General features: G+C 57.5%; 23 protein-coding genes. 4 read left to right on the top strand and 19 right to left on the bottom strand.

Annotated features, from left to right (window positions below):
- Positions 1-2: 2 nt before the first annotated feature.
- Genes NIZ92_RS06140 through flgB form a run of 4 tightly spaced genes read right to left on the bottom strand, consistent with a single transcriptional unit; the run spans position 3 to position 2,994 of the window.
- Positions 3-1,391, bottom strand: a complete 1,389-nt coding sequence (locus NIZ92_RS06140; protein WP_009458116.1) for a flagellar hook protein FlgE — start codon at positions 1,389-1,391, stop codon at positions 3-5.
- Positions 1,392-1,445: 54 nt separating this feature from the next.
- Entirely contained in the window at positions 1,446-2,138 is a 693-nt protein-coding gene (locus NIZ92_RS06135) for a flagellar hook capping FlgD N-terminal domain-containing protein (RefSeq protein ID WP_035269042.1), read from the bottom strand.
- 22 nt (positions 2,139-2,160) lie between these two features.
- Complete coding sequence (gene flgC / locus NIZ92_RS06130) at positions 2,161-2,565, bottom strand: flagellar basal body rod protein FlgC (RefSeq protein WP_009458120.1); 405 nt, start codon at positions 2,563-2,565, stop codon at positions 2,161-2,163.
- A 12-nt stretch (positions 2,566-2,577) separates the two neighbouring features.
- Positions 2,578-2,994: a flagellar basal body rod protein FlgB gene (gene flgB / locus NIZ92_RS06125; RefSeq protein WP_115634908.1), complete on the bottom strand. Its 417-nt coding sequence runs from the start codon at positions 2,992-2,994 to the stop codon at positions 2,578-2,580.
- A gap of 175 nt (positions 2,995-3,169) precedes the next feature.
- On the opposite strand from flgB, the gene flgA reads away from it, so the two are divergent.
- The 3 genes from flgA to flgN all read left to right on the top strand — a co-directional run bounded on the left by flgA (position 3,170) and on the right by flgN (position 4,718).
- Complete coding sequence (gene flgA, locus NIZ92_RS06120) at positions 3,170-3,874, top strand: flagellar basal body P-ring formation chaperone FlgA (RefSeq protein ID WP_247965763.1); 705 nt, start codon at positions 3,170-3,172, stop codon at positions 3,872-3,874.
- A gap of 84 nt (positions 3,875-3,958) precedes the next feature.
- The gene (gene flgM / locus NIZ92_RS06115; RefSeq protein ID WP_254002859.1) at positions 3,959-4,252 is read left to right on the top strand and encodes a flagellar biosynthesis anti-sigma factor FlgM; all 294 of its coding nucleotides are present in this window, start codon (positions 3,959-3,961) and stop codon (positions 4,250-4,252) included.
- A gap of 16 nt (positions 4,253-4,268) precedes the next feature.
- Positions 4,269-4,718: a flagellar export chaperone FlgN gene (gene flgN, locus NIZ92_RS06110; RefSeq protein WP_254002858.1), complete on the top strand. Its 450-nt coding sequence runs from the start codon at positions 4,269-4,271 to the stop codon at positions 4,716-4,718.
- A gap of 74 nt (positions 4,719-4,792) precedes the next feature.
- Here the strand turns inward: flgN and flhF are convergent, their stop codons facing one another.
- The 14 genes from flhF to flhD form a co-directional block, all read right to left on the bottom strand.
- A complete protein-coding gene (gene flhF / locus NIZ92_RS06105) occupies positions 4,793-7,141 on the bottom strand; it encodes a flagellar biosynthesis protein FlhF (RefSeq protein ID WP_254002857.1) in 2,349 nt (782 codons plus the stop codon).
- On the bottom strand, positions 7,138-9,249 hold the full coding sequence (flhA, locus tag NIZ92_RS06100) for a flagellar biosynthesis protein FlhA (protein ID WP_254002856.1): 2,112 nt from the start codon (positions 9,247-9,249) through the stop codon (positions 7,138-7,140). Before flhA ends, flhF begins: the two co-directional genes overlap by 4 nt.
- Positions 9,250-9,254: 5 nt before the next feature.
- On the bottom strand, positions 9,255-10,406 hold the full coding sequence (gene flhB, locus NIZ92_RS06095; RefSeq protein ID WP_021446829.1) for a flagellar biosynthesis protein FlhB: 1,152 nt from the start codon (positions 10,404-10,406) through the stop codon (positions 9,255-9,257).
- Positions 10,407-10,621: 215 nt separating this feature from the next.
- Positions 10,622-11,263, bottom strand: a complete 642-nt coding sequence (cheZ, locus tag NIZ92_RS06090) for a protein phosphatase CheZ (protein ID WP_021446830.1) — start codon at positions 11,261-11,263, stop codon at positions 10,622-10,624.
- A 13-nt stretch (positions 11,264-11,276) separates the two neighbouring features.
- Entirely contained in the window at positions 11,277-11,666 is a 390-nt protein-coding gene (gene cheY / locus NIZ92_RS06085) for a chemotaxis response regulator CheY (protein ID WP_009458133.1), read from the bottom strand.
- A gap of 44 nt (positions 11,667-11,710) precedes the next feature.
- Positions 11,711-12,769, bottom strand: a complete 1,059-nt coding sequence (locus tag NIZ92_RS06080) for a chemotaxis response regulator protein-glutamate methylesterase (protein ID WP_021446831.1) — start codon at positions 12,767-12,769, stop codon at positions 11,711-11,713.
- 62 nt (positions 12,770-12,831) lie between these two features.
- The gene (locus NIZ92_RS06075) at positions 12,832-13,674 is read right to left on the bottom strand and encodes a CheR family methyltransferase (RefSeq protein ID WP_026484567.1); all 843 of its coding nucleotides are present in this window, start codon (positions 13,672-13,674) and stop codon (positions 12,832-12,834) included.
- 4 nt (positions 13,675-13,678) lie between these two features.
- A complete protein-coding gene (locus tag NIZ92_RS06070; RefSeq protein ID WP_254002855.1) occupies positions 13,679-15,415 on the bottom strand; it encodes a methyl-accepting chemotaxis protein in 1,737 nt (578 codons plus the stop codon).
- A gap of 127 nt (positions 15,416-15,542) precedes the next feature.
- Entirely contained in the window at positions 15,543-16,043 is a 501-nt protein-coding gene (locus NIZ92_RS06065) for a chemotaxis protein CheW (protein WP_009455177.1), read from the bottom strand.
- 16 nt (positions 16,044-16,059) lie between these two features.
- The gene (gene cheA / locus NIZ92_RS06060) at positions 16,060-18,159 is read right to left on the bottom strand and encodes a chemotaxis protein CheA (RefSeq protein ID WP_254002854.1); all 2,100 of its coding nucleotides are present in this window, start codon (positions 18,157-18,159) and stop codon (positions 16,060-16,062) included.
- A gap of 86 nt (positions 18,160-18,245) precedes the next feature.
- Complete coding sequence (gene motB, locus NIZ92_RS06055; protein WP_009455181.1) at positions 18,246-19,184, bottom strand: flagellar motor protein MotB; 939 nt, start codon at positions 19,182-19,184, stop codon at positions 18,246-18,248.
- 12 nt (positions 19,185-19,196) lie between these two features.
- Positions 19,197-20,072: a flagellar motor stator protein MotA gene (motA, locus tag NIZ92_RS06050; protein ID WP_026484570.1), complete on the bottom strand. Its 876-nt coding sequence runs from the start codon at positions 20,070-20,072 to the stop codon at positions 19,197-19,199.
- 191 nt (positions 20,073-20,263) lie between these two features.
- The gene (flhC, locus tag NIZ92_RS06045) at positions 20,264-20,914 is read right to left on the bottom strand and encodes a flagellar transcriptional regulator FlhC (protein WP_254002853.1); all 651 of its coding nucleotides are present in this window, start codon (positions 20,912-20,914) and stop codon (positions 20,264-20,266) included.
- Positions 20,915-20,944: 30 nt separating this feature from the next.
- A complete protein-coding gene (flhD, locus tag NIZ92_RS06040; RefSeq protein ID WP_009455187.1) occupies positions 20,945-21,271 on the bottom strand; it encodes a flagellar transcriptional regulator FlhD in 327 nt (108 codons plus the stop codon).
- Positions 21,272-21,708: 437 nt separating this feature from the next.
- Between flhD and NIZ92_RS06035 the strand changes: the two genes are divergently transcribed.
- Positions 21,709-22,206 carry a C40 family peptidase gene (locus NIZ92_RS06035; protein ID WP_009455189.1) on the top strand — a complete coding sequence of 166 codons (498 nt, stop codon included), beginning with the start codon at positions 21,709-21,711 and terminating at the stop codon, positions 22,204-22,206.
- Positions 22,207-22,330: 124 nt separating this feature from the next.
- Here NIZ92_RS06035 and NIZ92_RS06030 read toward each other — a convergent pair whose 3' ends face one another.
- The gene (locus tag NIZ92_RS06030) at positions 22,331-23,929 is read right to left on the bottom strand and encodes a glycerol-3-phosphate dehydrogenase/oxidase (protein WP_203144958.1); all 1,599 of its coding nucleotides are present in this window, start codon (positions 23,927-23,929) and stop codon (positions 22,331-22,333) included.
- Between the last annotated feature and the right edge of the window lie 187 nt (positions 23,930-24,116).

Here is a 24,116-nt window from a genome sequence, read left to right as displayed (position 1 = left end):
TCTTAACGCAGGTTGACCAGGGTTTGCAGAACCTGATCCTGCGTCTTGATGGTCTGGGCATTCGCCTGGTAGGTACGCTGGGCAATAATCATATTGACCAGTTCCTGACCCATATCCACGTTGGAATCTTCCACCGCCTGACCCTTGATCGTGGCCAAGCCGTTCTCGCCGGGACGACCCAGGATAGGCTGGCCCGATGCGCCGGTTTCAGCCCAGGCGTTACCGCCTACAGGGCTCAGACCTTGCAGGTTGCTGAAGTCAGCCAGAACAAGGGAACCCAGACGCTGCGTTACACCGTTGGTGTAGGAGGCAATCATGGTGCCGTCCTTGTCGATGCTCATGCCAGCGTACTCACCCGTGGCGTAACCATCCTGGTAAGGCTTGCCCTTGGCAAACTCGCCACCGAACTGGGTGGTGCCGGTGTAACGCACATCAAACACCAGATCATCCGCTGGCGACGCATTGCCGCCCGGATTGGCCAGGGTCAGATTGACGGTAGCCGGATTGGGGCTGGTCATCACACCTGCACCGTTAAAGGTCAAGGTCGCGCTGGCAGGCGACAAGGGCGTGCTGCCTTCCATGTAATACACGTCCCACACACTCTCACCGGCCGCATTGGCGGGGCGCTTGACGAAGTATTGGGAAACCTCGTGGCTGTTACCCAGCGAATCGTAGACAGAGTAGCTGAATGCGTTGCTGTAAGTCGTGGGGTCTTTGGGATCAAACACATTGACCGCAACGGTTTCCATGTCTGGTTCCATCACGGGCTCCATGACGGGGTTACCGCTGCCATCCAGAACGGGATCACCATTACCGTCCAGCTTGGGAGTCATTTCAGGATTACCGTTGGCATCCAGTTTGGGCTTGAATACCAGATCACCGTTGGCATCCACTTTTTGCTGTGTTTTGGTCGTTGGAATTGCTTCGGCACCGCCGGGCAGGTTGGGCTTGAAATCCAGGGCTGTCGTGGCTTTGGGAGGCACGTTGGCCGAAGGCACTTGCAAGCGCTCCAGCTGGCTACCACCTGGGCCGTAACCGGTCAGGTAATGACCTTGGGCATTAACCAGATAGCCCGCCTTGTCCGGATAGAACTGGCCATTGCGCGAGAACAGGACAGCGCCGTTACTTTGCTCCAGGCGGAACAAACCGTTTGCACCGTCAATCGCCATATCGAACTGGTTACCCGAGTTGCTGACGTTACCTACCGAGAAACGCTGGCTGACCCGCGACACCTGCACACCCAGACCGATGCGCGAGTTGGCATACACGTCCGCAAACTGCACGGTCGAGGCCTTGTAGCCCACCGTGCCCGAGTTGGCGATGTTATTACCAATAGAATCCAGGTTTTGGGAGGCGGCGTTCAAGCCACTCAATCCTTGTCCGAAGCTCATGAACTTTCCTTTTAATGTCGTGTTGGCCCAGCCCGCTGTTGGGGCAAGCGGCGCTTACATGATTTTGCGTATATCCAGCAGGGAGAACGAACCCGCCAGGCCAAGGTCCAGCATCAAACCGCTGGAGGTGTAAGCCACGCTATCGACCTTGCCATGCGTCAATGGGCTGGCTGTGACGGCCGTGCCGTCATTACTGGCCAAGACACTGACGGTGTACGAACCGTCGGCCAGCGGTGAACCATCGTTATCCAGGCCGTCCCACTCCAGCGAGTACACGCCCGCGTCTTTGGCGCCCAGATCGTATTCACGAACCACTTTGCCGCTGCTGTCCTTGATCTGAACCACGGTCGAAGTCGCTCCGCTGACCAGATCAATGCCGTAGGGCATGGCCACTTTTTCGCCATCCTGGCTGGTCCCCAGGGACACTTTCGAGCCCGGCACCAGCACTTGCTTGCCAATCAGATTGGCGGCCTGCATGGACTGACTGACGTCCATTTGCCCGGCCACAGCCAGCAAGGTGTTATTCAATTGCTGAATCCCCGCCACCGTGGACATTTGCGCCATCTGGGTCGTGACCTGGGCGTTATCCATGGGGTTGAGCGGGTCCTGATTACGCAGCTGCGTAATCAGCATGGTCAGAAAGCGGTCTTCCGTTTCCGCCATGGCGCTTTTGTTGCGGGCATCCACACCAGCCATGGTCCCTGCAGTGGGGTCCAGGGCGGTGCGATCATTATTGACTGTGCTCATGTTCTATCTTCCGTAAACCGGCTTACTGACCAATGGTCAAGGTGCGCAACATCAGGTTCTTGGAGGTGTTCACCACTTCCACATTGGCCTGATAGGAGCGCGACGCAGCCAGCATATTGACGGTCTCGGCCACCACATCCACATTGGGCAGAGTCACATAGCCTTGTTCGTCGGCGTAGGGATTGCCGGGGTCATATTGCAAACGGCCGGGCGCATCACTTTCCTGCACACCCACCACTTGCACGCCACCCACGGGGCTGTTGCCCTGAGGAGTCATTTGAAACACCACTTGGCGGGCCTTGTAGGGCTGGCCATCGGGTCCAACCACGCTATCGGCGTTAGCCAGGTTGCTGGCCGACACGTTCAAGCGCTGCGATTGTGCCGTCAGAGCAGAACCGGCAATCTGGAAAATACTGAAACTGGACATGAAGACTCGCTATTACTGTTGCAAGGCCGCCATCAAGCCTTTCAAGCGCTGGGAAGCCAGGTTGATCGTGCTTTGATAGTGCAAGGTGTTATCGGCAAATTGCATGCGCTCCACATCCATCTCGACCGTGTTGCCGTCCAGAGAAGGTTGTACAGGAACGCGATAGAGCAACTCGTCCGTGCTGGGCGGACGGGTTGCCTGGGCGGGAATATGACGGGTCGAGGTCAAGGACAAACTGGTATTGGGCAATGCCATCTGGCCCTGCCCCCCTAAAGCGGCCTTCAAGGTGGCCGTAAAGTCCATATCCCTGGCCTTGTAGTTAGGCGTGTCGGCATTGGCAATATTGGAGGCCAGCACCTCCTGGCGCTCCTGGCGCACAGCCAGGGCCGTCTGGTAAAACTTCAGGTGCTCACCGATGCGATCAATCATGGAGTCAAGCCAATATTCTGTGTTCAAGTTTGAGATCCAGGTGAACGCGCGCACGCCTTTTCACCGCCATAACAGAATGGTAGCCAGAGGCACTGCTTCACAAATCAGGGAACAAAACGCAATTTATCGGCCAGTTCAGCTCTTGACCTGACGACTGAGTCCGTAAAATTCAGTCATGACCTTATATAGACTCCTGATCTGCGTATGCCTGTTCGCCCTGGGTGCAACAGCGAACGTGCGCGCTCAAGAGAGCGTTCAGGCGCTGAGCGTGCAAGCCATGCAGGACCAGGCGCAGGACTATCTGCTCAAGCTGGCGCAGATGTATCCCGGTATCGCCACGATCACCCTGGACAGCGCGCGCCTGAACGCCATGCCTGCCTGCACCCAGAACCAGATATTTCTGCCCAGCGGTCAACGCCTGCGATCGCGCATGAGTATTGGCGTGCGCTGCCTGAGCCCACAAAGCTGGAGCACCTCCATCAGCGCCACCTTGTCTATTCAGGGACACTATTACGTCACCAACCGCCGCATCAATCCGGGCGAGACCATTCATCAGGACGATCTGCTCGAGCGCGAGGGGGATTTGCTGGCTCTGGCCAATGGCGTGGTCATTGATCCCAACCAGATCATCGGGTATGTCGCCAGCCAGCGTATTCCTTTGGGCAATGCGATACGGGCTTCGGCTCTGCGCGACCCGCAGTCGGTAACACGCGGCCAGATGGTGCGCACCATTGCGCGCGGTATGGGTTTTGTAGCGACCGGCGAGGGCCAGGCGCTGCAAAGCGGCTCACCAGGCACCCAGATTCAGATCAAGGCCAGTTCGGGGCAAGTGATTTCCGCCACGGTACTGGATGCATCCACGGTTCAGGTCGTTCTCTAAACTAAATCGGATGAGCATGCTAAAGTTTGCGTCCAGAGCGCCGTTACAAGATCAACGCAAAGAACAGGCCGCACGGAGAAACACGTGAAGATCAGCCCCTCCCCCCTCAAGACACCCCTTGCTGAAACGTCTGCCGCAGAACGCAGCACGGCATCCCCTCGTGCGCGCCACGCGTACAACAACAACAGCAGCAGCACCAACGAAGTGGACTTCAGCGCTGCAGCCCGCCAGCTCAATTCCCTGCAAGACAGCAGTGCCGATGTCGACATGAAAAAAGTCGAGGCCTTGCGCGAGGCCATTGCAGCTGGCGAGCTCAAAATTGACACCAGTCGGATCGCCGACTCCCTGATTGCCTCTGTGCGCGATCTTCTCAAGTAACTCACCTGAAACGGCCATGTCTTTGCAAACCTGTCTTGCCGATCAACGCCAAACCCTGCTGGACTTCGAGCAGCTACTGGCAGAAGAAAACACCCTGCTGCTGCGCAGCTTCGAGCCACAAGAACTGGCCCAGATCACCCTGCGCAAATATCAGCTGGTTGAACGTATCGAGCAACAGGACCAGGCTCGCGCCCAGCTCCTGCAAGAGCGCGAGCTGGAAAACAACATCCAGGGCCTGCGCTATGCCGCCGAAGAAGACGAACTGGAACACGAGCTGGACCAACTGATCGAACTGAGCGAGAAAGTACGCAACGCCAGCGACAACAACCGCATTTTGGTGGATACCTTTTTGGCCGACACCCAGCAAAACCTGGACGCCCTGGAAGCCTTCACTGGCCGAAATACCTTTTACGACGCGTCCGGCAAAACGCAGAATACGCAGTCTTCCTTGAGCTTGAAGGTTTAGGGCCAAGCCAAAGCTGCGCTCTGACAGACATAAAAAAGCCTGCCACACGGCAGGCTTTTTCAATCTTGCTGAATTTAGCTCATCGCTTCCTTCAACACCAGCATCTTCACCAGCGCATCAACCGCGTGGCTGGACTTCAGCCCCGGTTTGCCCAGCAAGCGTGCGCTGAGTTGTCGCACAGCCAGATTGTCCGGTGCCTGCAGCAAATCCCAGGCGGCCAGCGTCAATTGGGCGGCGGCCAGCAAGTTGAGTTCTTCTTCAAACTCGGAATTGCTGGTAGGCAAAATGCCACGCACAGTGCTTAGCAAGCGCGCCATTTCCTGCACTTCGCTACGCAGCATCATGTAGCAGGCCAGACTGGCCGGGGCGATGGCCTCGGAGCCTGCGCGTTGGTGCATCAAGGCAAAACGGGTTTTCAACACTTTGCCGTCGTGACGACGCACGGTGCGCAGGATGATCAGGTCCAGATGCACAGGCTCGGCATTGCGTTGTCGCAACTGCACCGGCTCGACGGCGTACCACAGGGCGATTTCACCCTGCTTGGCGCGGCCCAACGTTTCCAGATGCAAGCGTGCTGCCAGATCGGGAATCGCGTGGAAGGCCAGCTGTTTGCCAAGGGCATTAGGCGTGGTCTTGCCGTCCTTGTGCCACAAGGAAGTCGCACCCGGAATCAGGGCCAGCCAGTCGGCTTCCATATCAGCCCATTGACGCCACATGGTGGGCGAACCACCTTCAAAAATATGCAGCAAGTTTACCGGTTGGGCCTGGGCATTCAAGACCTGCATGGCCTGGTTCAGTGCCTGTGTCGGACCCGGCCGTTCCATGCTGCGCACGCCCCGTACATCCGACCATTGGGAGGGCGTTTGGCGTTGATAATACGGCACGCTCAAGGCCTGCCCCTTGGGACTGAACAGGAAACTGAACGAGCATTGCTCCTGGCTACCGGCAAGCTGATGATCGGCATGGATCACCAGCAAGCGGGACACATTGCCCTCACTGACTTCCTGACACGCGGCACGCATCAGGCCTTCGGCACGCTGTGCCGCCGCCCCATCCTGAACAGGGGCATTGTGAGCATGCAGATCGCGCCAGAAATCGTAGGCTTCCGCGCAGGCCAGACGTTCATCCAGATCGGCGGCTGCACGACGGGCCTGCTCCAGGGCGATAGGGCCACCCGCAGAGGCAGCCGACAACAAACGCGGCAAGACACGCGCACGGCGTTCTTCTTCAGCCTGTTGCTCCTGGGCGGACTGTCCACCGCTTTCCAGCAAGGCAGCCAGATCGCCGGAACTGGGCGCGTACAAGGGGCGCTGGTTCTCGCGCACCTGCAAGGCAGAGTCGACCAGTTCGGCGGCACTCATGAAACGCAAATCCTCGGGCACTTTCTGGCCGTTGGACACATAATGAATAGGCAGCTTGAAGCGAATGGCCGTATCCAGCGGCCCACCCAGCTTGATCGCCTCGTCCACTTTGGAGATGATGCAGCCACTTAGCGGAGTGCCACCATCTTGCGTGTAGCTGCGGGCGACCTCATCCAAGGTATCGCCCTGGCTGGCGGCGTTCAGGACCAGCAAGCGTTGCACCCGGCGTCCGGCACTGGCCAGCAATGCAGCCTGTTCTCGCACATAACGGTCGCGCTGACTGATGCCCATATTGTCGATCAGGATCACCTGATCGGGCCGCACACCCAGCATCACGCTACGCAGTTGCGCCACGTCCTGAACAATATGCACGGCTACCCGCATCAGGTCGCCATAAATTTTCAGTTGCTCGTGCGCACCGATCCGATAGGTGTCAGTCGTCAGCAAAACGACCTTATCGGGACCAAAACGGCGCACAGCACGCGCAGCCAGTTTGGCCAGCGTGGTGGTCTTGCCCACACCCGTAGGGCCCACCAGAGCCAAGGCCAAGCCGGGCTGCCACAAGGAGTCCTCGGAACGCAGTACCGGCAAATGGGTTTCCAGCTCGGTCCGCACCCATTGCAAGGCCGCCCGCGCGCCCAGCTCCTCAGGCAGGCGCTTGAGCATGGCACGCAACAAGGCAGTACTGAAGCCTTGCGATAAAAGACTCTGAAATAGATTTACCGCTACAGGCGAGCGCCGCATCTGGTGACTCCAGACCAGATCGTCCATGCGGCCTTCCAGGGCACCACGCAATGCCCCAATCGCACCCATCACATTGTCGGCGGCCGGTGGCGGGGCCATCTCCTGCTGACGTATGCCAGCGGCCTGATGCGGTGTGCTGCTGGGCATGGGTGCACGTTCGGTAGCGCCACCCGGTACCGAGCTGGAGTCGGTAGCCAGAATCTCAACGCCGCCATTGACACGGCGGTTGGACACAATCAAGGCATCGGGGCCCAAAGCGATGCGCACCTGACGCATGGCCTCCCGGCTGGTACTACCAAAAAAGCGACTTATATTCATTCAGACTGACCAATAATGGTGGTGACCCGAAGGATGCGTTCTTCAGGAATTTCAGCGTTGGACAAGACACCCAGTTGTGGGATGTGGTGACGCAAGAAACGCGACAAGGTGGCCCGCAAAACAGGCGGCACAACCAGCACGGGCGGATCCCCATGTTCCTCCTGGAACTGGGCCGCACGCATGGCATCAGTCAGTACCGACTCGGCCAGACCTGGTTCCAGTGCACCACTGCTGGTCAGCGCCTGCGTCATGACCCGCTCCAGACGGGCATCCAGACCAATCACACGCAACTCGCCCTCGCCAGGGAACCACTGCTGCACAATAGCGCGCCCCAAGGCCACGCGCAGAACCGCAAGCAATTCGCCTGCCTCCTGGCCGGGCTGAACCGCACCGGGAGCCAGAATGCGCGGCGCATGTTCAGCCAGCGTTTCCACAATGCTGCGCATATCGCGAATCGGCACATCTTCAGCCAACAGACCACGCAAGACCTTGAGCAAGAGGCTGAGGGACAAGGTTTGCGGTACGAAATCTTCGACCAGCTTGGGCGCTTCGCGGCCCACGTGATCCAGCAATTGCTGCACTTCCTGACGGCCCAGCAAATCGGCCCCCTGGCGATGCAGCAAGTGGTTGATATGCGTGGCAATTACCGTGCTGGCATCCACCACGGTGTAGCCCGCAATCTGGGCCTGCTCGCGCATGCTGACATCCACCCAGACGGCGGGCAGGCCAAAGGCTGGGTCCGTAGTAGGTGTGCCGGGCAGCTTCATGGTGACGCCACCGGGATCAATGGCCAGCCACTGCCCTGGCGTGGCGGTACCCCGGCCAATTTCCACCCCGGCCAACAGGATGCGATAGTCGTTGGGCTTGAGCTCCAGATTGTCCCGAATATGAACCACAGGCGGCAAAAAGCCCACTTCCTGTGCGAACTTTTTACGCAAGCTGCGGATACGATGCAGCAGCTCGCCGTTTTGCGCATGGTCCACCAAAGAGATCAGGCGATAACCCACTTCCAGACCCAGCGGGTCCACCATGGACACATCATTCCAGCTGGCTTCACTGGCGGCAGAATCGGCTGCGGCCAGGACTTCATCATTAGGTTCGCTGGCTTGCTGCTGCTGTTCGAGCTGATGCTTTTGCATCATCCAGGCTCCAGCACCCAATATCGCGGCCAGCAGCAGGAACACCAGATTGGGCATGCCGGGAATCAAACCCATCAAACCCAGAATCCCGGCGGTGATATACAGCACCATGGGATTACGGAAAAGCTGGCTGACCATTTGCTGGCCCACGTCTTCATCCGTCGCCACACGCGACACCACCACACCGGCGGCAGTAGAAATGATCAGGGCTGGAATCTGGGCGACCAGGCCGTCACCAATGGTCAACAAGGTGTAAACGCGACCGGCTTCCGAGAAAGACAAGTCATGCTGCAGGACACCAATAATCAGACCACCAATCACGTTGATGACCATGATCAACAAGCCCGCCACCGCGTCCCCGCGCACGAACTTGCTGGCACCGTCCATGGAGCCGTAGAACTCGGCTTCCTGCGAAACCTCGGTACGGCGACGACGGGCATCGTCTTCGCCAATCAGGCCGGCGTTCAAGTCGGCGTCAATCGCCATCTGCTTGCCCGGCAAGGCGTCCAGGGTAAAGCGTGCCCCCACTTCCGCAATACGACCCGCACCCTTGGTAATCACCACAAAGTTGATGATGACCAGAATCACGAACACGATCAGACCAACGGCAAAGTTACCGCCCACCAGAAAGTGACCAAAAGCCTCAATCACCTGACCGGCAGCATCCGGGCCTTTGTGGCCGTTCATCAGTACCACTCGCGTAGAGGCCACGTTCAAAGCCAGGCGCAACAAGGTGGCAAACAGCAGCACTGCCGGGAAAGCAGCAAAGTCCAGCGGCTTTTTGGTGAACATGGCCACCAGCAGGATCATGACGGCCAGGGCGATGTTAAAGGTAAACAGCAGGTCCAGCAGAAACGGTGGCAAGGGCAGAATCATCATGGCCATGACCATGAGGATCAGCACCGGACCAGCTAAAAGCCGGGCGTGTTGACCACCGTTTTGTTTCAGTAAGGCAAAAAAATTGTTCATTGCTTTTAATGTTTGCGCGAACGCAGTGGACCTTCATCCATGCCTGTCGGCACTTTCAATCGGGTGGGCATGATCGGGCGCTCGCCCTGCCCCTTGTTCCAGTTACGAAGCTGATAAACCCAGGCCAGCACTTCGGCCACGGCCGAGTACAAGTCCACAGGAATCTCGCGCTCCAGCTCCACGTTGAAGTACAAGGCCCGTGCCAGCGCTGGCGCCTCCAGCATGGCCACCTTGTGCTCGGCGGCCAGCCCGCGAATCTTGGCAGCAATCAGCCCCGTGCCTTTGGCAACCACACGGGGGGCACCGCCCTTGCCGTCCTGATACTTCAAGGCCACCGCATAATGCGTAGGGTTGGTAACCACCACATCGGCCCCCGGCACCTGGGACATCATGCGCGAACGGGCCATGGACCGTTGCTGCTGCCGAATGCGCCCTTTCACATGCGGGTCACCCTCGCTTTCCTTATGTTCTTCTTTCACATCCTGGCGCGACATGCGCAGCTTTTTGTAAAAGCTCCACAACTGCCAGGGCGCATCAATCAAGACAATCACCAGCAAGCTGGCGGCGATCAGGGCACAACACTTGATGATCAGTGTCATTCCCGTGGCAATGGCCGCCGTGGGATGCACATACATCAGGGCCGTCATCTGCTCGCGCTCGGTCCAGATCACATACACCGCCACCGAACCCACCAGACCGGCTTTGGCCAGGGTCTTGATCAGCTCGATCACGGTCTGCATGGAAAACATGCGCTTGATGCCCTTGGCCGGATTCATGCGTTCGAACTTGGGCTGCAAGGCCTTGCCGCTAAAGCTCATGCCGCCCAGCGCGATCGAGGCAAAGATCGCGACCACAACCAGCAGCAGGAACAGCGGTGCCAGACCTTTTAATGCTTCGCCTGCCAGACCGGCCGCCTGTACCACCATGGCGCTGGGATCGTGCGCTACGCGCGGATCAAACCAGACGCTGCGACGCACAATGCCGCCAAAAGTCTCGTACAAATAGCTGGCACCGGCCCAGATTCCGCCTATCCCGGCCAGCAGCATCAGGAATGTCGTCAGCTCTCTGGAACGCGCCACCTGCCCTTCTTCCCGCGCCTTTTCCAGGCGCCGGGGTGAGGCCGGTTCTGTTTTTTCGAGATCGCTGTCTTCTGCCATGGACTGCCAAGACGCAGGAATTGAAAGAATGAATCACGCGCCCAGCACGAATGTCGCGTTCGCACTGCAGGCCGCGGGGTCATTCTAAAAGAGCACCGCGGCTCTGATAGCGCGGAGAAAGCCCGATAAAAGCAGGCTGTTCCCCACAAGCAAAAAGGCGCTGCAAGGTGCAGCGCCTTTCTGAAGCGAACGCGATGATCGAATTTGGGCGAGGATTAAAAGCCCAGATTCGCCAGCAAGTCGTCCACCTGGTCCTGGCTGGTGACCACTTCCGAGGCTACCGGCGAGACCACCGGGCCGTTGATAAGGCTTTGAGTTTCTTCGCGTTTTTCTGTGGGGACATTATCGACCAGCACCTGGACCAGTTCGGTCTCGATGGTGCCAACCACACCCAGCATGCGCGTGATCACCTGCCCGGTCAGATCCTGAAAGTCCTGGGCCATGATGATTTCCAGCAGATTGTCCTGCGTCTGCTGGGCCTTGACGGGCACATCGCGCAAGAAGCCGCGGGTACGCTTGACCAGTTCGCGGGCCTGGTCCTGGTCCAGAGGCTGTTCAAACCACTGTTCCCATTCGGCATCCAGGGCCTGGGCGTCCTCTTGCAAGGACTCCTGCAAAGGACGCACCTGCTCGGCTGCGTTCAGTACCCGGTTGGCGGCCTGCTCAGTCATGCGAGCCACATAGTGCAGACGATCACGGGCATCCGGAATCGCGTGCGCGGCATCTTTAATGGCCTGATCCAGACCCAGTTCGCGCATGCTTTCCCGCAGCAGGCGGGTCAGATTGGCGATGCGGTAGACCAGATCAACCGGTACGCTTTGGGGGTCGGGATGATTCGGGGTTTGCTGTGGATCCATGACGTACTCCGTATTAACCGGCCATTTTCTCGAAGATCTTGTTCAGCTTCTCTTCCAGAGTTGCGGCGGTAAAGGGTTTGACGACGTAGCCATTGGCGCCCGCCTGGGCGGCGGCAATAATGTTCTCTTTCTTGGCTTCGGCGGTCACCATCAGCACCGGCAAAGAGGACAGGTTGGCATCGGCACGAATCTGCTTGAGCATTTCCAGCCCATCCAGATTCGGCATATTCCAGTCAGAGACCACAAACTCGAAATTGCCGTTGCGCAGTTTTTCCAGGCCCATCTGACCATCTTCTGCTTCGTCTACATTCTCGTATCCCAGATCCTTGAGCAGGTTCTTGATGATCCGGCGCATGGTGGGAAAGTCATCGACGACGAGAATTTTTATATTTTTTTGTACCATTTACATTCTCCAAATGAGTAGCATGCCAGTGCGTTCAGGACCGTTTATACACGGTGCCCAAAGGCCCCCACACTGGCCAGAATTCGTTCGCTGATCTGCCCCAGGGGCAAGGCGATGTCCGCCGCGCCAATTTGCAGGGCTTCACGCGGCATGCCAAAGACCACGCTGGTGGCTTCGTCCTGGGCAAAAGTCATGGCACCGGCCTGTTTCATGGCCAGCAAACCTTGCGCGCCGTCCTTGCCCATGCCGGTCAGAATGACACCCACGGCATTGCGTCCGGCCAGCTCGGCGGCAGAGTGAAACAGCACATCAACCGAGGGCCGGTGGCGGTTGACAGGTTCACTGTCCACCAGCTTGACCACATAGTTGGCACCCGAGCGGGCCAGCTTCATGTGCGCCACGCCACCGGGAGCCAAATACACATGGCCGGGCAACACGCGCTGACCATCTTCGGCCTCGTGCACCTGCATGGAACACAGACCATCCAGACGGTTCACGAACGAGCGCGTGAAACCGGCTGGCATATGTTGGGTAATCATGATGGCCGGACAATTGGCCGGCAAAGGCTCCAGCACCTGACGAATGGCCTCGGTGCCGCCAGTGGATGCACCGATCATGATCAGTTTTTCAGTGGTCGAAAAGTTGTGCGTCAGGCGACGAGCCGGGGCGGACCCTGCCGGGGCCGGGGTCGCACGACGTGGACGGGCAATGGAAGCGGCGCGGATCTTGTCGGCAATCAGGTCCGAGTAATCCAGCAAGCCATCCCGCAGGCCCAGCTTGGGTTTGGTCACAAAGTCCACCGCGCCCAGCTCCAGGGCACGCAAGGTCACGTCCGAATTGCGCTCGGTCAGCGAGGACACCATCACCACGGGCATGGGACGCAAGCGCATCAGTCGCTCCAGAAAGTCCAGCCCGTCCATACGCGGCATCTCGACGTCCAGCGTCAGCACATCCGGATTGTGTTCTTTGATCAGCTCGCGCGCCACCAGCGGATCGGGGGCCACAGCCACCACTTCCATATCCGCATGACTGTTGATAATTTCCACCATCAGGCTGCGCACCAGGGCAGAATCGTCTACACACAAAACTCGAATTTTCTTCATGCTACTCATAATCCCGATTTCAAACGCCAACAGAGCTTGGGGCGGGGTGAAACTAATGGGCCCTAGTTCCGGACATACACCGTCTGACCCAGCAGACGAAAGGCCTTGGTCAGATAGGAGAAGTTCTCGGAATGCCCCACAAACAGCAGTCCGCCAGGCTTGGTGACGGCGGCAAAGCGCTCCAGAATGCGTGTCTGATCATCACGATCAAAATAAATCATGGTGTTTCTACAGAAGATCACATCAAAACGGCTGGAAGACGGCCAGGCGGGCCCCACCAGATTGAACTCCTCGAACTCCACCATATTGCGCAACACGGGCTTGACGCGTGCCAGCCCCTTGCGAGCGCCCACGCCACGCTGAAAGTAACGCGGCAGCCACAAATCGGGCACGGGCTGAATGCGCTCCAGGGTATACACGCCCTGACGGGCCTTGTCCAAAGCTGCCGAGTCAATATCGCTAGCCAGAATGGATACGTTCACATCCGGTGAAGGGCAGTGTTCGCGCACCGTCATGGCAATGGAATACGCCTCCTCGCCCGTAGAGGCGGCGCTGCACCAGATATCCAGGGGTTTGCCGCGTGTACTGACAAACTTGCCCAGAATATCGAAGTGATGCTGCTCCCGAAAAAACGCGGTGTGATTGATGGTGAAGGCGTTGACGAAGTCCTGCCACTCCTGGCTATGCGTGTCCTGTTCCAGAATATCCAGGTACTGGCGTACCTCGCGCATGCCCGCGTTCTGACTGCGCATACCCAGCGTGCGGGCCACCATATCTTCTTTGTGGGTACCTAAGATGATGCCCGCATACGACTTGAGCAAGCGCGCGGCTCGCTCACAGTCGGCCCTCGAGGCTTGCGGGATCGAGGGCAATGTATAAACAAAAGGTTCCACAGATGTGCTCATATAACTACAGGCTGGCCAAGGTCCCGCTAAAAGACCCCGCCGACAGACGCTCGGTAGAACGTAATCGTTCCGGCTCGGGCGCTTCAAACGGATCATCAATAATGTCTTGCGCACTGACTTTGAACGCCGACACCGCATCGGACAAACGGGTTGCCTGATCCTGCAAGGAGCCCGCCGCAGCGGTAGCCTGCTCGACCAGGGCCGCGTTCTGCTGCACAACCACATCCATTTGCGCAACCGCCCGGTTCACCTGCTCAATTCCTTCGGACTGCTCGTTTGAAGCCGAGGAGATTTCCGCCATGATGGTCGTTACGCTCTGTACCGAGCTGACCACTTCCATGACTACCTTGCCCGCCTCATCCACCTGCCGAGTCCCTTCTTTCACTTTGGCCAGCGACTGCTCGATCAAGCCCTTGATCTCGCGCGCCGCTTGCGCACTGCGCTGGGCCAGACTGCGTACTTCACCGGCCACCACCGCAAAACCCTTGCCCTGCTCGCCTGCACGGGCGGCTTCCACCGCGGCGTTCAAGGCCAGAATATTAGTCTGGAAGGCAATGCCGTCGATCACGTTCACGATCTGGGCAATCTGTCCCGAACTGGCCGACAAGTCTTCCATGGTTTGCACCACGGTAGAGACCGCCTGGCCACCGCGCAGAGCCACTTCGGAAGCATTCTTGGCAACCTGATCCGCTTGCTGGGCATTGTCCGAGTTCTGACGAACCGTGCTGGCCAACTGCTCCATGCTGGCCGCAGTTTGCTGCAAGGAGGCGGCCTGCTCTTCCGTGCGACTGCTCAAGTCCGTATTGCCCACATAGATTTCATGCGAGCCAAAAGTGATCTCTTCCACGCCCTGGCGCACGGTCTGCACCATGGACTGCAAGCTGCCCTGCATGCGACGCACGGCGTCATACAGCACACCAATTTCATTGGTGGACTTCACTTCCACGCGCTGGGTCAGATCCCCGCTGGCGATGCGATCAAAGTGCGCACCGGCCTGACGCAAGGGGCGCAACACCATGCGATTCAAGAACACATACACGGCCAAGGAGATAAACAGACAAAGCACCATGGCCAGACCCACCAGGCGGATCACCATGTTGTACTGGTCGTTTTCTTTCTGGTATTGCGAGTCGATAGAACGCTGCTGAGCTTCCTGCAAGGTGTTCAAGGCGCTGTACAGATCCTCTTCCAGGAACTTGGTGGTAGTCGCCACATAGCTGCGGAAACCCGCAATATCACCTTGCTCCAGATAGGCGATCAAGGGCAGCACGCCACCTTGCATCAGGGACATGAACGCCGCATCGACACGCTGGTAGTAATCGTTGGTGCCTTCCAGTTGGGTGGCAACACCCTGGTATTCAAAGAAGGCTTCCTGGGCCAGTTCAAACTGCTTGCGCGTGGCATCCAGAGCATCCCGGGTTGCCGAGCTGATCGCCGAGGTTTTGGGAGCCACATCGCTCCACTCGGCCATCAAGTCCTGGTTTTGCAGATCATTGCTGACCACATAGCTGATGGCCGCTCGTCCAATCAGGGTTTGAGTCTCTTTGTAGCGCTCGATGGCCTGATACATGGCCGAGCCTACACGCTGATTGACCACGATGCTTTGCAGCGCACCGTTATTGGCGCGCAAGGACAAAATCCCCAGAGCGGCGCCTGCCACCAGCATTGCTAAAAAAAACACCAGTACCAGAATCAGACTGGTCCGCACCTTCAGATTGGCTAAACGTAATCCATCCAGCATTGCAAGCACCTTGTCTAGAGTAGATCCGAACATCAGAGGCGCTTGTGACGCCTCCCCCGGCCCGAACATTCCTTGAAGGACCCGTTAAACAAGTCCCCGCCTGGCAAGTCTTTGCAGACTCGGGCGATCAGGCCACTGCGCTGTCAACCAGAGCCATCTCTTCACTGGTCATCAGTTTTTCAATATCCACCAAAATCAGCATACGTTCGCCCAGCGTACCGATACCGGTCAGGTACTCGGTCGAGAAGGCGGTGCCGAAGCTGGGGGCAGCGCTGATCTGGGACGATTGCAGCACCAGTACATCCGAGACACCATCCACCACCACACCCACTACGCGGTCGTGCAAGTTCAGAATCACCACGACGGTCTGGTGGTCGTACTCCACCCGTTCCATATTGAAACGCACCCGCAAGTCTGCGATAGGAACAATTACGCCACGCAGATTGGTAACGCCCTTGATGAAATTGGGCACGTTGGCGATACGAGTGACGGTCTGGGAGTCGTAGCCCCGGATCTCCTGAACTTTCAGAATATCGATGCCGTATTCCTGGTCGCCCAGAGTAAATACCAGATACTCCTTGCCGCCAGCCTCGGCAGCTTCGGAGTGGGAAGTAAAGTCGTTGGACATAAAGATCTCCGAATAATCAGGCCCACGTCGAGGCGGGGTCACGCGCCAGACGTTGCAAGGCAAAAACATCAACAATCAGGGCTACGCTGCCATCGCCCAAAATGGTGGCAGCGGAAATACCCGGAATTTTTCTATAGTTGGCTTCCAGGTTCTTGACCACGACTTGATGCTGACCAATCAGGTGATCGACCAGCAAGGCAAAGCGCATGTCTTCGGCCTGCAAGATAACGGCAATCGCACGAGTCACATCGGTCTCGGCCCCTTCAACCGAGAAGATGTCACGCAGGGAAATCAGGGGCAGATACTCGCCACGTACAAACATGACGTGATCGGTATCGGTGACGCTGCGCAACTGTTCTTCAGTGGGCTGCATGGATTCGGTTACGTGAGCCAGCGGCAGGATGAACACCTCATTGCCCACCTGGACCGACATGCCGTCCAGAATCGCCAGCGTCAGCGGCAAAACAATACGGGTGGTCGTTCCCTTGCCTGCGCGCGAGTACAGCTGCACATGGCCGCCCATGCTTTGGATATTGCGTCGCACCACGTCCATGCCCACACCACGTCCGGAAATTTCCGTGACTTTGTCGGCGGTGGAAAAGCCGGGGGCAAAAATCAGTTGCCACACTTCGTCGTCCGGCATGGTCTCGGTGACCGGCAGGCCCGAAGACATGGCTTTCTTCAAAATACGTTCGCGGTTCAGACCAGCGCCATCGTCCACCACTTCAATGATGATATGGCCGCCCTGGTGCTGGGCCGACAAGGTCAGCACGCCCTCTTCTTCCTTGCCCGCTGCCAGACGATCCTCGGGCATTTCAATGCCGTGGTCGATACTGTTGCGTACCAGGTGAGTGAGCGGATCAATAATGCGTTCGATCAGGCTCTTGTCCAGCTCGGTGGCCTGCCCTTTAGTGACCAGACGAATCTTCTTGTTCATGCGGGCGGCGCTTTCACGCACCACACGCGGAAAGCGGCTGAACACGTAATCCATCGGCATCATGCGAATGGACATCACGGACTCTTGCAGGTCGCGCGCATTGCGCTCCAACTGTTCGATGCCATTTAACAGGCGATCATGCACGACCGGGTCCAGCGTCGAGGCAGTTTGCACCAGCATGGCTTGTGTAATCACCAGCTCGCCCACCAGGTTGATGATCTGGTCAACTTTTTCCACGCCCACACGGATCGTGCCGGACTCTTTGGGAGCCGCGGCCTTGGCGGGTTTGTCGGCAGCTTTAGGGGCAGCAGCAGGAGCAGGCGTTTCGGTTTTTTCTAGTTCAGCGGCAACAGGGGCCGTTGCGGGAGCCGGAGCAGCCGGTGCAGCGACGGGGGCTGCAGGCTCGGCAGCCACTGCGGCGGGAACTGAGGCCGAGGCTGCTGCGGCAGCGGCTGGAGCCGCCGCTTGTCCTGGGGCTGCGGCCGGTTTTACCGACACCTGATCGGCATTCAGAATAAAGCAGCAAACGGCCAGGATGTCGTCCGCTGAACCTGTGGTTTCCACCCAGATATCCAGGCGATCGCCTTCACGGGTTTGATGGACGATGGTGCCCATCAACTCCATTTCTTGTTGCAGCGCCTCAGCATCTTTATCCGATACCGGTCCCATGGACACCCACAGTGGCAAGCCATCCGTATTGGCGGCCGGTTCCGGCTCGGGTTCCGCTTCGGCTTGCAGAATCGCTTCGGTTCCTTTGGCGTCCGTTGCCAGAATGCCCTTTTGCTCCAGGGCCAGTTGCCTCAATTGCGCGCAGATACGGGTATAGGCTTCCTCGTCAGGCTCCTGTTCCTCGCGGTAGGCATTGACTTGTCCGGTTAGCACGTCCTTGGTTTCCAGAAAGAGGTCAATCATGTCCTTGCGCAATTGCATCTCGCCATTACGGACCAGATCGAGCAGATTTTCGAGTAAGTGGGTAGTTTCAGCCAGCTGACCGAAGCAACCAAACGTGCCTGCACCGCCCTTGATCGAGTGCGCGGCCCGGAAGATGGCATTGAGCTGATCGCGATCAGGCTCGTCCAGATCCAGCTCCAGCAGCAAGCGCTCCATGTCCGCCAGCAACTCATCGGCTTCATCGAAAAAGGTTTCGTAAAACTGACTCAGATCTACGCCGGAGCTCATGAACACTTCCTTCCTGGTTATGGCTTAGAACAACAAAACAAAAAGCACAGCCCAAACACCTGGGCCGTTGGGCCTGTTAACAAGCCCTAGGGCACCACTGGCAAGGCAGAAGGCATTTCAGGCAGACCGGGAATATGAATACTGATTGGCCCCTCGGTCTCCTGCATGGCTTCGCGCAAATCAAACTCTTCCGAACCGCTTGCGGCTTGCTCGTCCATGCGTCGTTCGGCCCGGCTATTGAGCACGAGCAGGCTGATACGTCGATTTACGGCTGCGGCGGGGTTATCTTTAACCAGGCTGACACTATCGGCCAAACCCACGACCTGCTTGACCTTGGCCTCGGCCAGACCACCAGCCACCAGCTCCTGTCGAGCCGCATTGGCACGATCGGCCGACAGCTCCCAGTTACTGTACAAACGCTCGCCACTGGCGTACTGCAGCGAGTCGGTGTGGCCGGAAATCAGAATCCGGTTAGGCATCTCGTTCAAGGGGGCGCTTAGCGAGCGCAAAATGGCCCGCATGTAAATCTGCACCTGTGCGCTGCCCGTCGAGAACATGGGGCGGCTTTGACGGTCGATAATCTGGATGCGCAAACCGTCCTGAGTCATGTCCAGCAGTAGTTGCGGACGGAATTCTTTCAGCACGGGATCGATGCGGATCAGTTCTTCCAGAGCCGATTTCAAATCTTCCAGACGCTCCACATCCTGACGATCATCGGCCGCCTGGCTGCTGTTCGTGCCGGGATGGGGATTGGGAACCAGGCTGGGCTGGCCACCAGGGATGACGCTGCGCGAATAGTCGGCCTGATAGCCGCCCGAAACGGCGTCCATCAAGGGCATGCGGAAGTAATCGGCAATTTCCTTCAAGTCCTGCTTGGGAACCAGGGAAAGAATCCACATCACCAGGAAAAAAGCCATCATCGCCGTCATGAAGTCAGCGTAGGCAATTTTCCAGCTACCACCATGATGCTCGGCATGGGCCGTCTTCTTGCGACGGATGACCACGCGATCTTTATGATTGCTCATGAACGCATCCGCTTAGGCTTTGCGACCAGCACCCGAGCGGGCCTGACGTACATGCTCTTCCAGCTCCTGGAACGAAGGGCGATCGGAGGAAAACAGCACTTTACGGCCAAATTCCACGGCAAGCTGGGGCGGGTAACCATTCAGATTGGCCAGCAAAGTGACCTTGATGCACTCCAGCACCTTGACTGAATCCGAGGTACGGCGTTCGATGGTAGCAGCCAAGGGAGCGACAAAGCCGTAGGCCAGCAAGATACCCAGGAAGGTACCAACCATGGCCTTGGAAATCAGGTCTGCCAGCACGGCTGGCGGCTGGTCTACAGAGGCCAGCGCTTTCACCACACCCAGCACCGCCGCCACAATCCCGAAAGCGGGCAAGGCGTCAGCCACTTCACGCAAGGCGCGTGCCGGCACGTTGCGTTCGTGCTGGTGGGTCTCGATATCCTGGTCCATCAGCGTTTCGATTTCAAACGAGCTCATATTGCCGCTGATCATCAAACGCAGGTAGTCGGACACAAAGTTCATCAAAGCCGGATCTTTCACCACATTGGGGTAATCAGCAAAGATGGGACTTTGTTCGGGGTTTTCGATATCCGCTTCGATGGACATCATGCCATCGCGTCGAGCCTTGTTCAGCAGCACAGACAACATGCCCATCAACTGCATGTACAACTGCTTGTTGTAGGGACTGCTGCGAAATGCAATCGGCAACGCTTTGGCCAGCAGCTTGATGGACTTGCCGCTGTTGGACGCAAAATAGGCCCCCAGGGCCGCGCCACCAATCAGCAGTAATTCAAAAGGCTGGTATAGCGCACCCAAGTGCCCGCCCAGCCCCACAAAGCTCCCGAAAACGGAGACGAAAACAATGATATATCCAAGGATAATAAGCACGGATACGCCTTCTTCAAATACACGCTGCTAATGATGGCGGCAAGCAACCGGGCTAAAACGACGCGTTAATGGCCTTTTTCCAGCCTAGATCGACGCTTCCAGTTGCCTTGACACTTTCAGATTCTTATCAGATCCACATCAAAAACCAGCATCTATCCGGCTTTGCTGCACACTGACGACAAAAGCTATTGCTAGATGGGCACGTCTACCTGTGCGTTGACGTGCCCCGTGACCCCGGCTTGCGGCTCCTTGACCGGCTCTGATTTTCGACTTTTGCCGCCCGGAGATTTAGGTGTACTGCGTGCCTTGCTGGCACGGGTCTTGCCAGCCCGTGGTGGCGGACGGCAAATGGCACAAATAAAGCCTGATTCAGGATCGTGCGCATGGGCCACAAAGCCCCCCTTGCAGCGCTCGCACTGGGACAGCTGCAACAAACCGCTATCAAAAAAGCGCAGCAGCATCCAGGCACGAGTAAAACTCAGCACGGGCTCTTCATCCGGCCCCACGTCCAGACGCCCGGCCGACGATTGCTCCAGGTAAAGGCGATAAGCCTCGACCAGTGCACGGCTTTTATCGCACGGCGTATGCACGGCCATGAACTGGTAAATGCTGTAGAACAGGCTGGAATGAATATTGGGCAGCCAGGTCATGAACCAGTCGACAGAAAAAGGCAGCATCCCTTTGGGTGGCGAGCAGCCTTTGACTTCACGGTACAAACGGGCCAGCCGGTCGTAGCTTAATGATGTTTCTGCTTGCAGGACCTGCAAACGCGCCCCCAGCTCAATCATGTCGGAAGCAAGCCCAATTTCCTGGGCTTCTTTGGCGACGCTTTTTATAGCCATAGTTCTTGATGTAATAAGTTCGCAGCCGGTTTAACCGGCTTGTTCTGCCGTCGCGCGCTGTGACAGAAGAATGGTGGAGTGGGCCTGCTGCAATACCCCTCCCAGCACATCCTGCGTCAAGGTGGTGAGCAGGTCGTAGTCATTGAAGCGAAAGCCGCAAATCAACGAGCTGGAGCTGGCCAGCTTGACCAATTGGGCCGGCGACAGACGCAACAAGGTCTCTGCCACATCGGTATCGAAGCCCAAACGGAACATACCTGCCGAAAAATTCTCCCGCAGCAGGCGCTGCGCGAGTAACAAGTACGACAAATTGACTTCCTGAATATCATTCAGCAGCGAATTTTCCGATACGGGCATGTCAGCCATCCTTGTAAATCTGTTAATCAGCCAGTTTCTTGTAACAAAACACATTTAAAATATATAAAGTTACATAAATATGTATCATGCCTTGCAATCTATTGCATGAATATAATTTTTACATTCTCGATGTTTCCGACACACACCCTCTTTTAATGCCCTAAAAACATGGAAAACATCAAATATATGCAATAAACGTATCAAGACACAGCAGAATATTATCAGATGCTCACTTAATGTTGTAGTTATAAACGAGATGTAACATGACAAAGATCAAAGCGTCTGTATCAAAATTATGTCTTGTTGCATACATTAGCCATTAATTAATGCATATTTCGACGATCCATCTCACGCGCTGCCTAAAAAGCGTCGAAATATCGGATAATCTTCTGGTGACAGCTTTCCCCGCCGCCCCCACATCCGTTTTGTAACAGCCCATGGTTCCTGCTGCTTTTACGCAACGTCTGTTTGCCTTGTGCCTGACACTGATCCTGGCGGCTTGTGCGCACACGCCCTCGTCCCGCCTACCCGCCGGCAAACCCATTGGTGTGGATGAACAACGCCGTTCAGCCGTAGTCCTGTCTGCCCTGACCTTGCTGGATACGCCTTACCGCTACGGCGGACGCGAACCGTCTACCGGCTTTGATTGCAGCGGCCTGGTGCACTATGTATTCAGCCAGGAATCCAGTTCCCCCATTCCACGCCGCACCGGCGACCAGGCCAGCGCGGCCCGGCGTGTCAGTCGTTCACAGCTGCGCCCGGGTGATCTGGTGTTTTTCAATACGCTGGGTACCCCGAACTCGCATGTAGGCATCTATATAGGCAAGCAACAATTCATCAACGCTCCCTCCAGTGGTGGACGCGTGCGGATTGATTCACTGGACAATCCCTATTTCGCCAAACGCTTTGAAACAGCTCGCACTTTCTTTGATTGACTCATCGGCAAGCCAGCGCGGGCATTGAAAGAAAGCAGGCCTGATCTTTCACCAGGCCCAATTTCATTGGGCGCAGAAAGCAAAAGGGCCCGTAATGAACGGGCCCTTTCTTATTGCCATACGTTTAACGCGTAGGCACGGTGGCGTATTGCTCGGCCAGTTCCAGAAAGGCCTCCAGCTCGGGCGAGCGCCCGGTTTCTTCTTCCATAATTGCCGCCACCGCTGGGGCAAGCGATTGCGCCAGACGCGCATCAAGGAACAAAAGGCGCGAACGACGGGCCAGCATGTCTTCAACGGTACGGGCATATTCAAAGCGGCAAGCAAAGCGCACCATGGCCACACTCAAGCCCGGCGCCAATTCCTGATCCGCTCCCGGCAAGGTCTGCACCCAGTCGGCCTCGCTGCCATACGCATCCAGGCCAGCTGTACGCCCCAGAGAACGCCGGTCACCTACATAAGAAGCACCGACCAAACGTTGCTCCTGAGTCCGACAGGCTGGCAAAGGCCCCAGCAAGCCGGACTGCTGGCAGCGTTCCAGCACATCTTCGGCCATGGCACGATACGTCGTCCATTTGCCGCCAGTAACTGTCAGCAAACCATTCGCACTAACCGTAATGCTATGTTCCCGGCTGATGGATTGTGTCTGCCCCGCGGCAGACTCGGCTGCAGGGCGCACCAACGGTCGCAGCCCCACCCAGATACTGCGCACATCCTGCACCGTGGGCGCTTTTTGCAGATAATTCGCGGACTCTTTCAGAATGAAATCTACTTCCTGGGCCAAGGGGCGCGGCTCCAGCGGAATATCGTCTCGGGGAGTATCCGTCGTGCCCAAAATCAGCTTGCCCAACCAAGGCACGGCAAACAAGACCCGGCCATCCTTGGTCCGTGGCACAAGCAAAGCGTGTTCACCGGGCAGGAATTCCTGATCAACCACCAAGTGCACACCCTGGCTGGGCGAAACCATAGGGCGCAGCTCACGCCCGGCTTCCTGCGCATCCAGTTGTCGCACCTGATCCACCCACACGCCCGTGGCATTGACCACGCATGTGCTCTGGATCTCGTAGGTCTGACCGCTTTCCTTGTCCTGGCAGCGCACGCCGCAGACCTTGCCCTCGCTGTGCATCACATCCACAACCGGACAGTAATTGATGAGCAAGGCCCCATTCAGAGCCGCCGTACGGGCCAGGGCCAAGGCCAGGCGGGCATCATCAAACTGGCCGTCCCAATATTTCACACCACCTTTCAGGCCACTTTGCCGCGCACCGGGCAGAAGCTGCCGGATCTTGGAAGCACTCAAAAATTGGGTATGACCCAACCCCTCGCGCCCCGCCAAACCGTCATAGGCCATCAGGCCCACCCCGTAAAACGGAGTCTCCCAGCACTTGTAGCTGGGCATGACAAAAGGCAGGCGCTGCGCCAGATGGGGCGCATTGCTGAGCAAATGCATACGCTCGCGCAAGGCTTCACGCACCAGACTGACATTACCCTGGGCCAGGTATCGCACCCCGCCGTGTACCAGCTTGGTCGCCCGCGAGGACGTGCCTTTGGCAAAGTCCCAGGCTTCCAGCACAACCACACTCAAGCCCCGCAAGGCCGCGTCCAGAGCCACGCCCAAGCCGGTAGCGCCACCACCCACCACGACCATATCCACCTGCGTGGTGCGCGCCAAGGCGCCCAGCATCTGGGCTCTGTCGGTCAATAAGGGGGAACTTAATGTAGTCATAAGATGAGCTTTGGACCTGAAATTAGCAGACACCCGAAAAAAACACTGACTGGCTCGGGATTTACCCTGATTTTAGCCCCTGAACTTTTACCGTCCAGTGAAACTTGTTTGCTCGCGTATCAAGTCCCCTTCTGCGACCGGACACAGACCACACAGAGCCAGTACACTGTGGTCTGCTCCGCTTTTA

This window comes from Alcaligenes sp. 1735tsa3 (assembly GCF_024134565.1).
Classification (GTDB): domain Bacteria; phylum Pseudomonadota; class Gammaproteobacteria; order Burkholderiales; family Burkholderiaceae_B; genus Alcaligenes; species Alcaligenes phenolicus.
The sequence above is the reverse complement of the archived record's forward strand: the minus strand, read 5'-3'. Positions and strand labels throughout refer to the sequence as shown.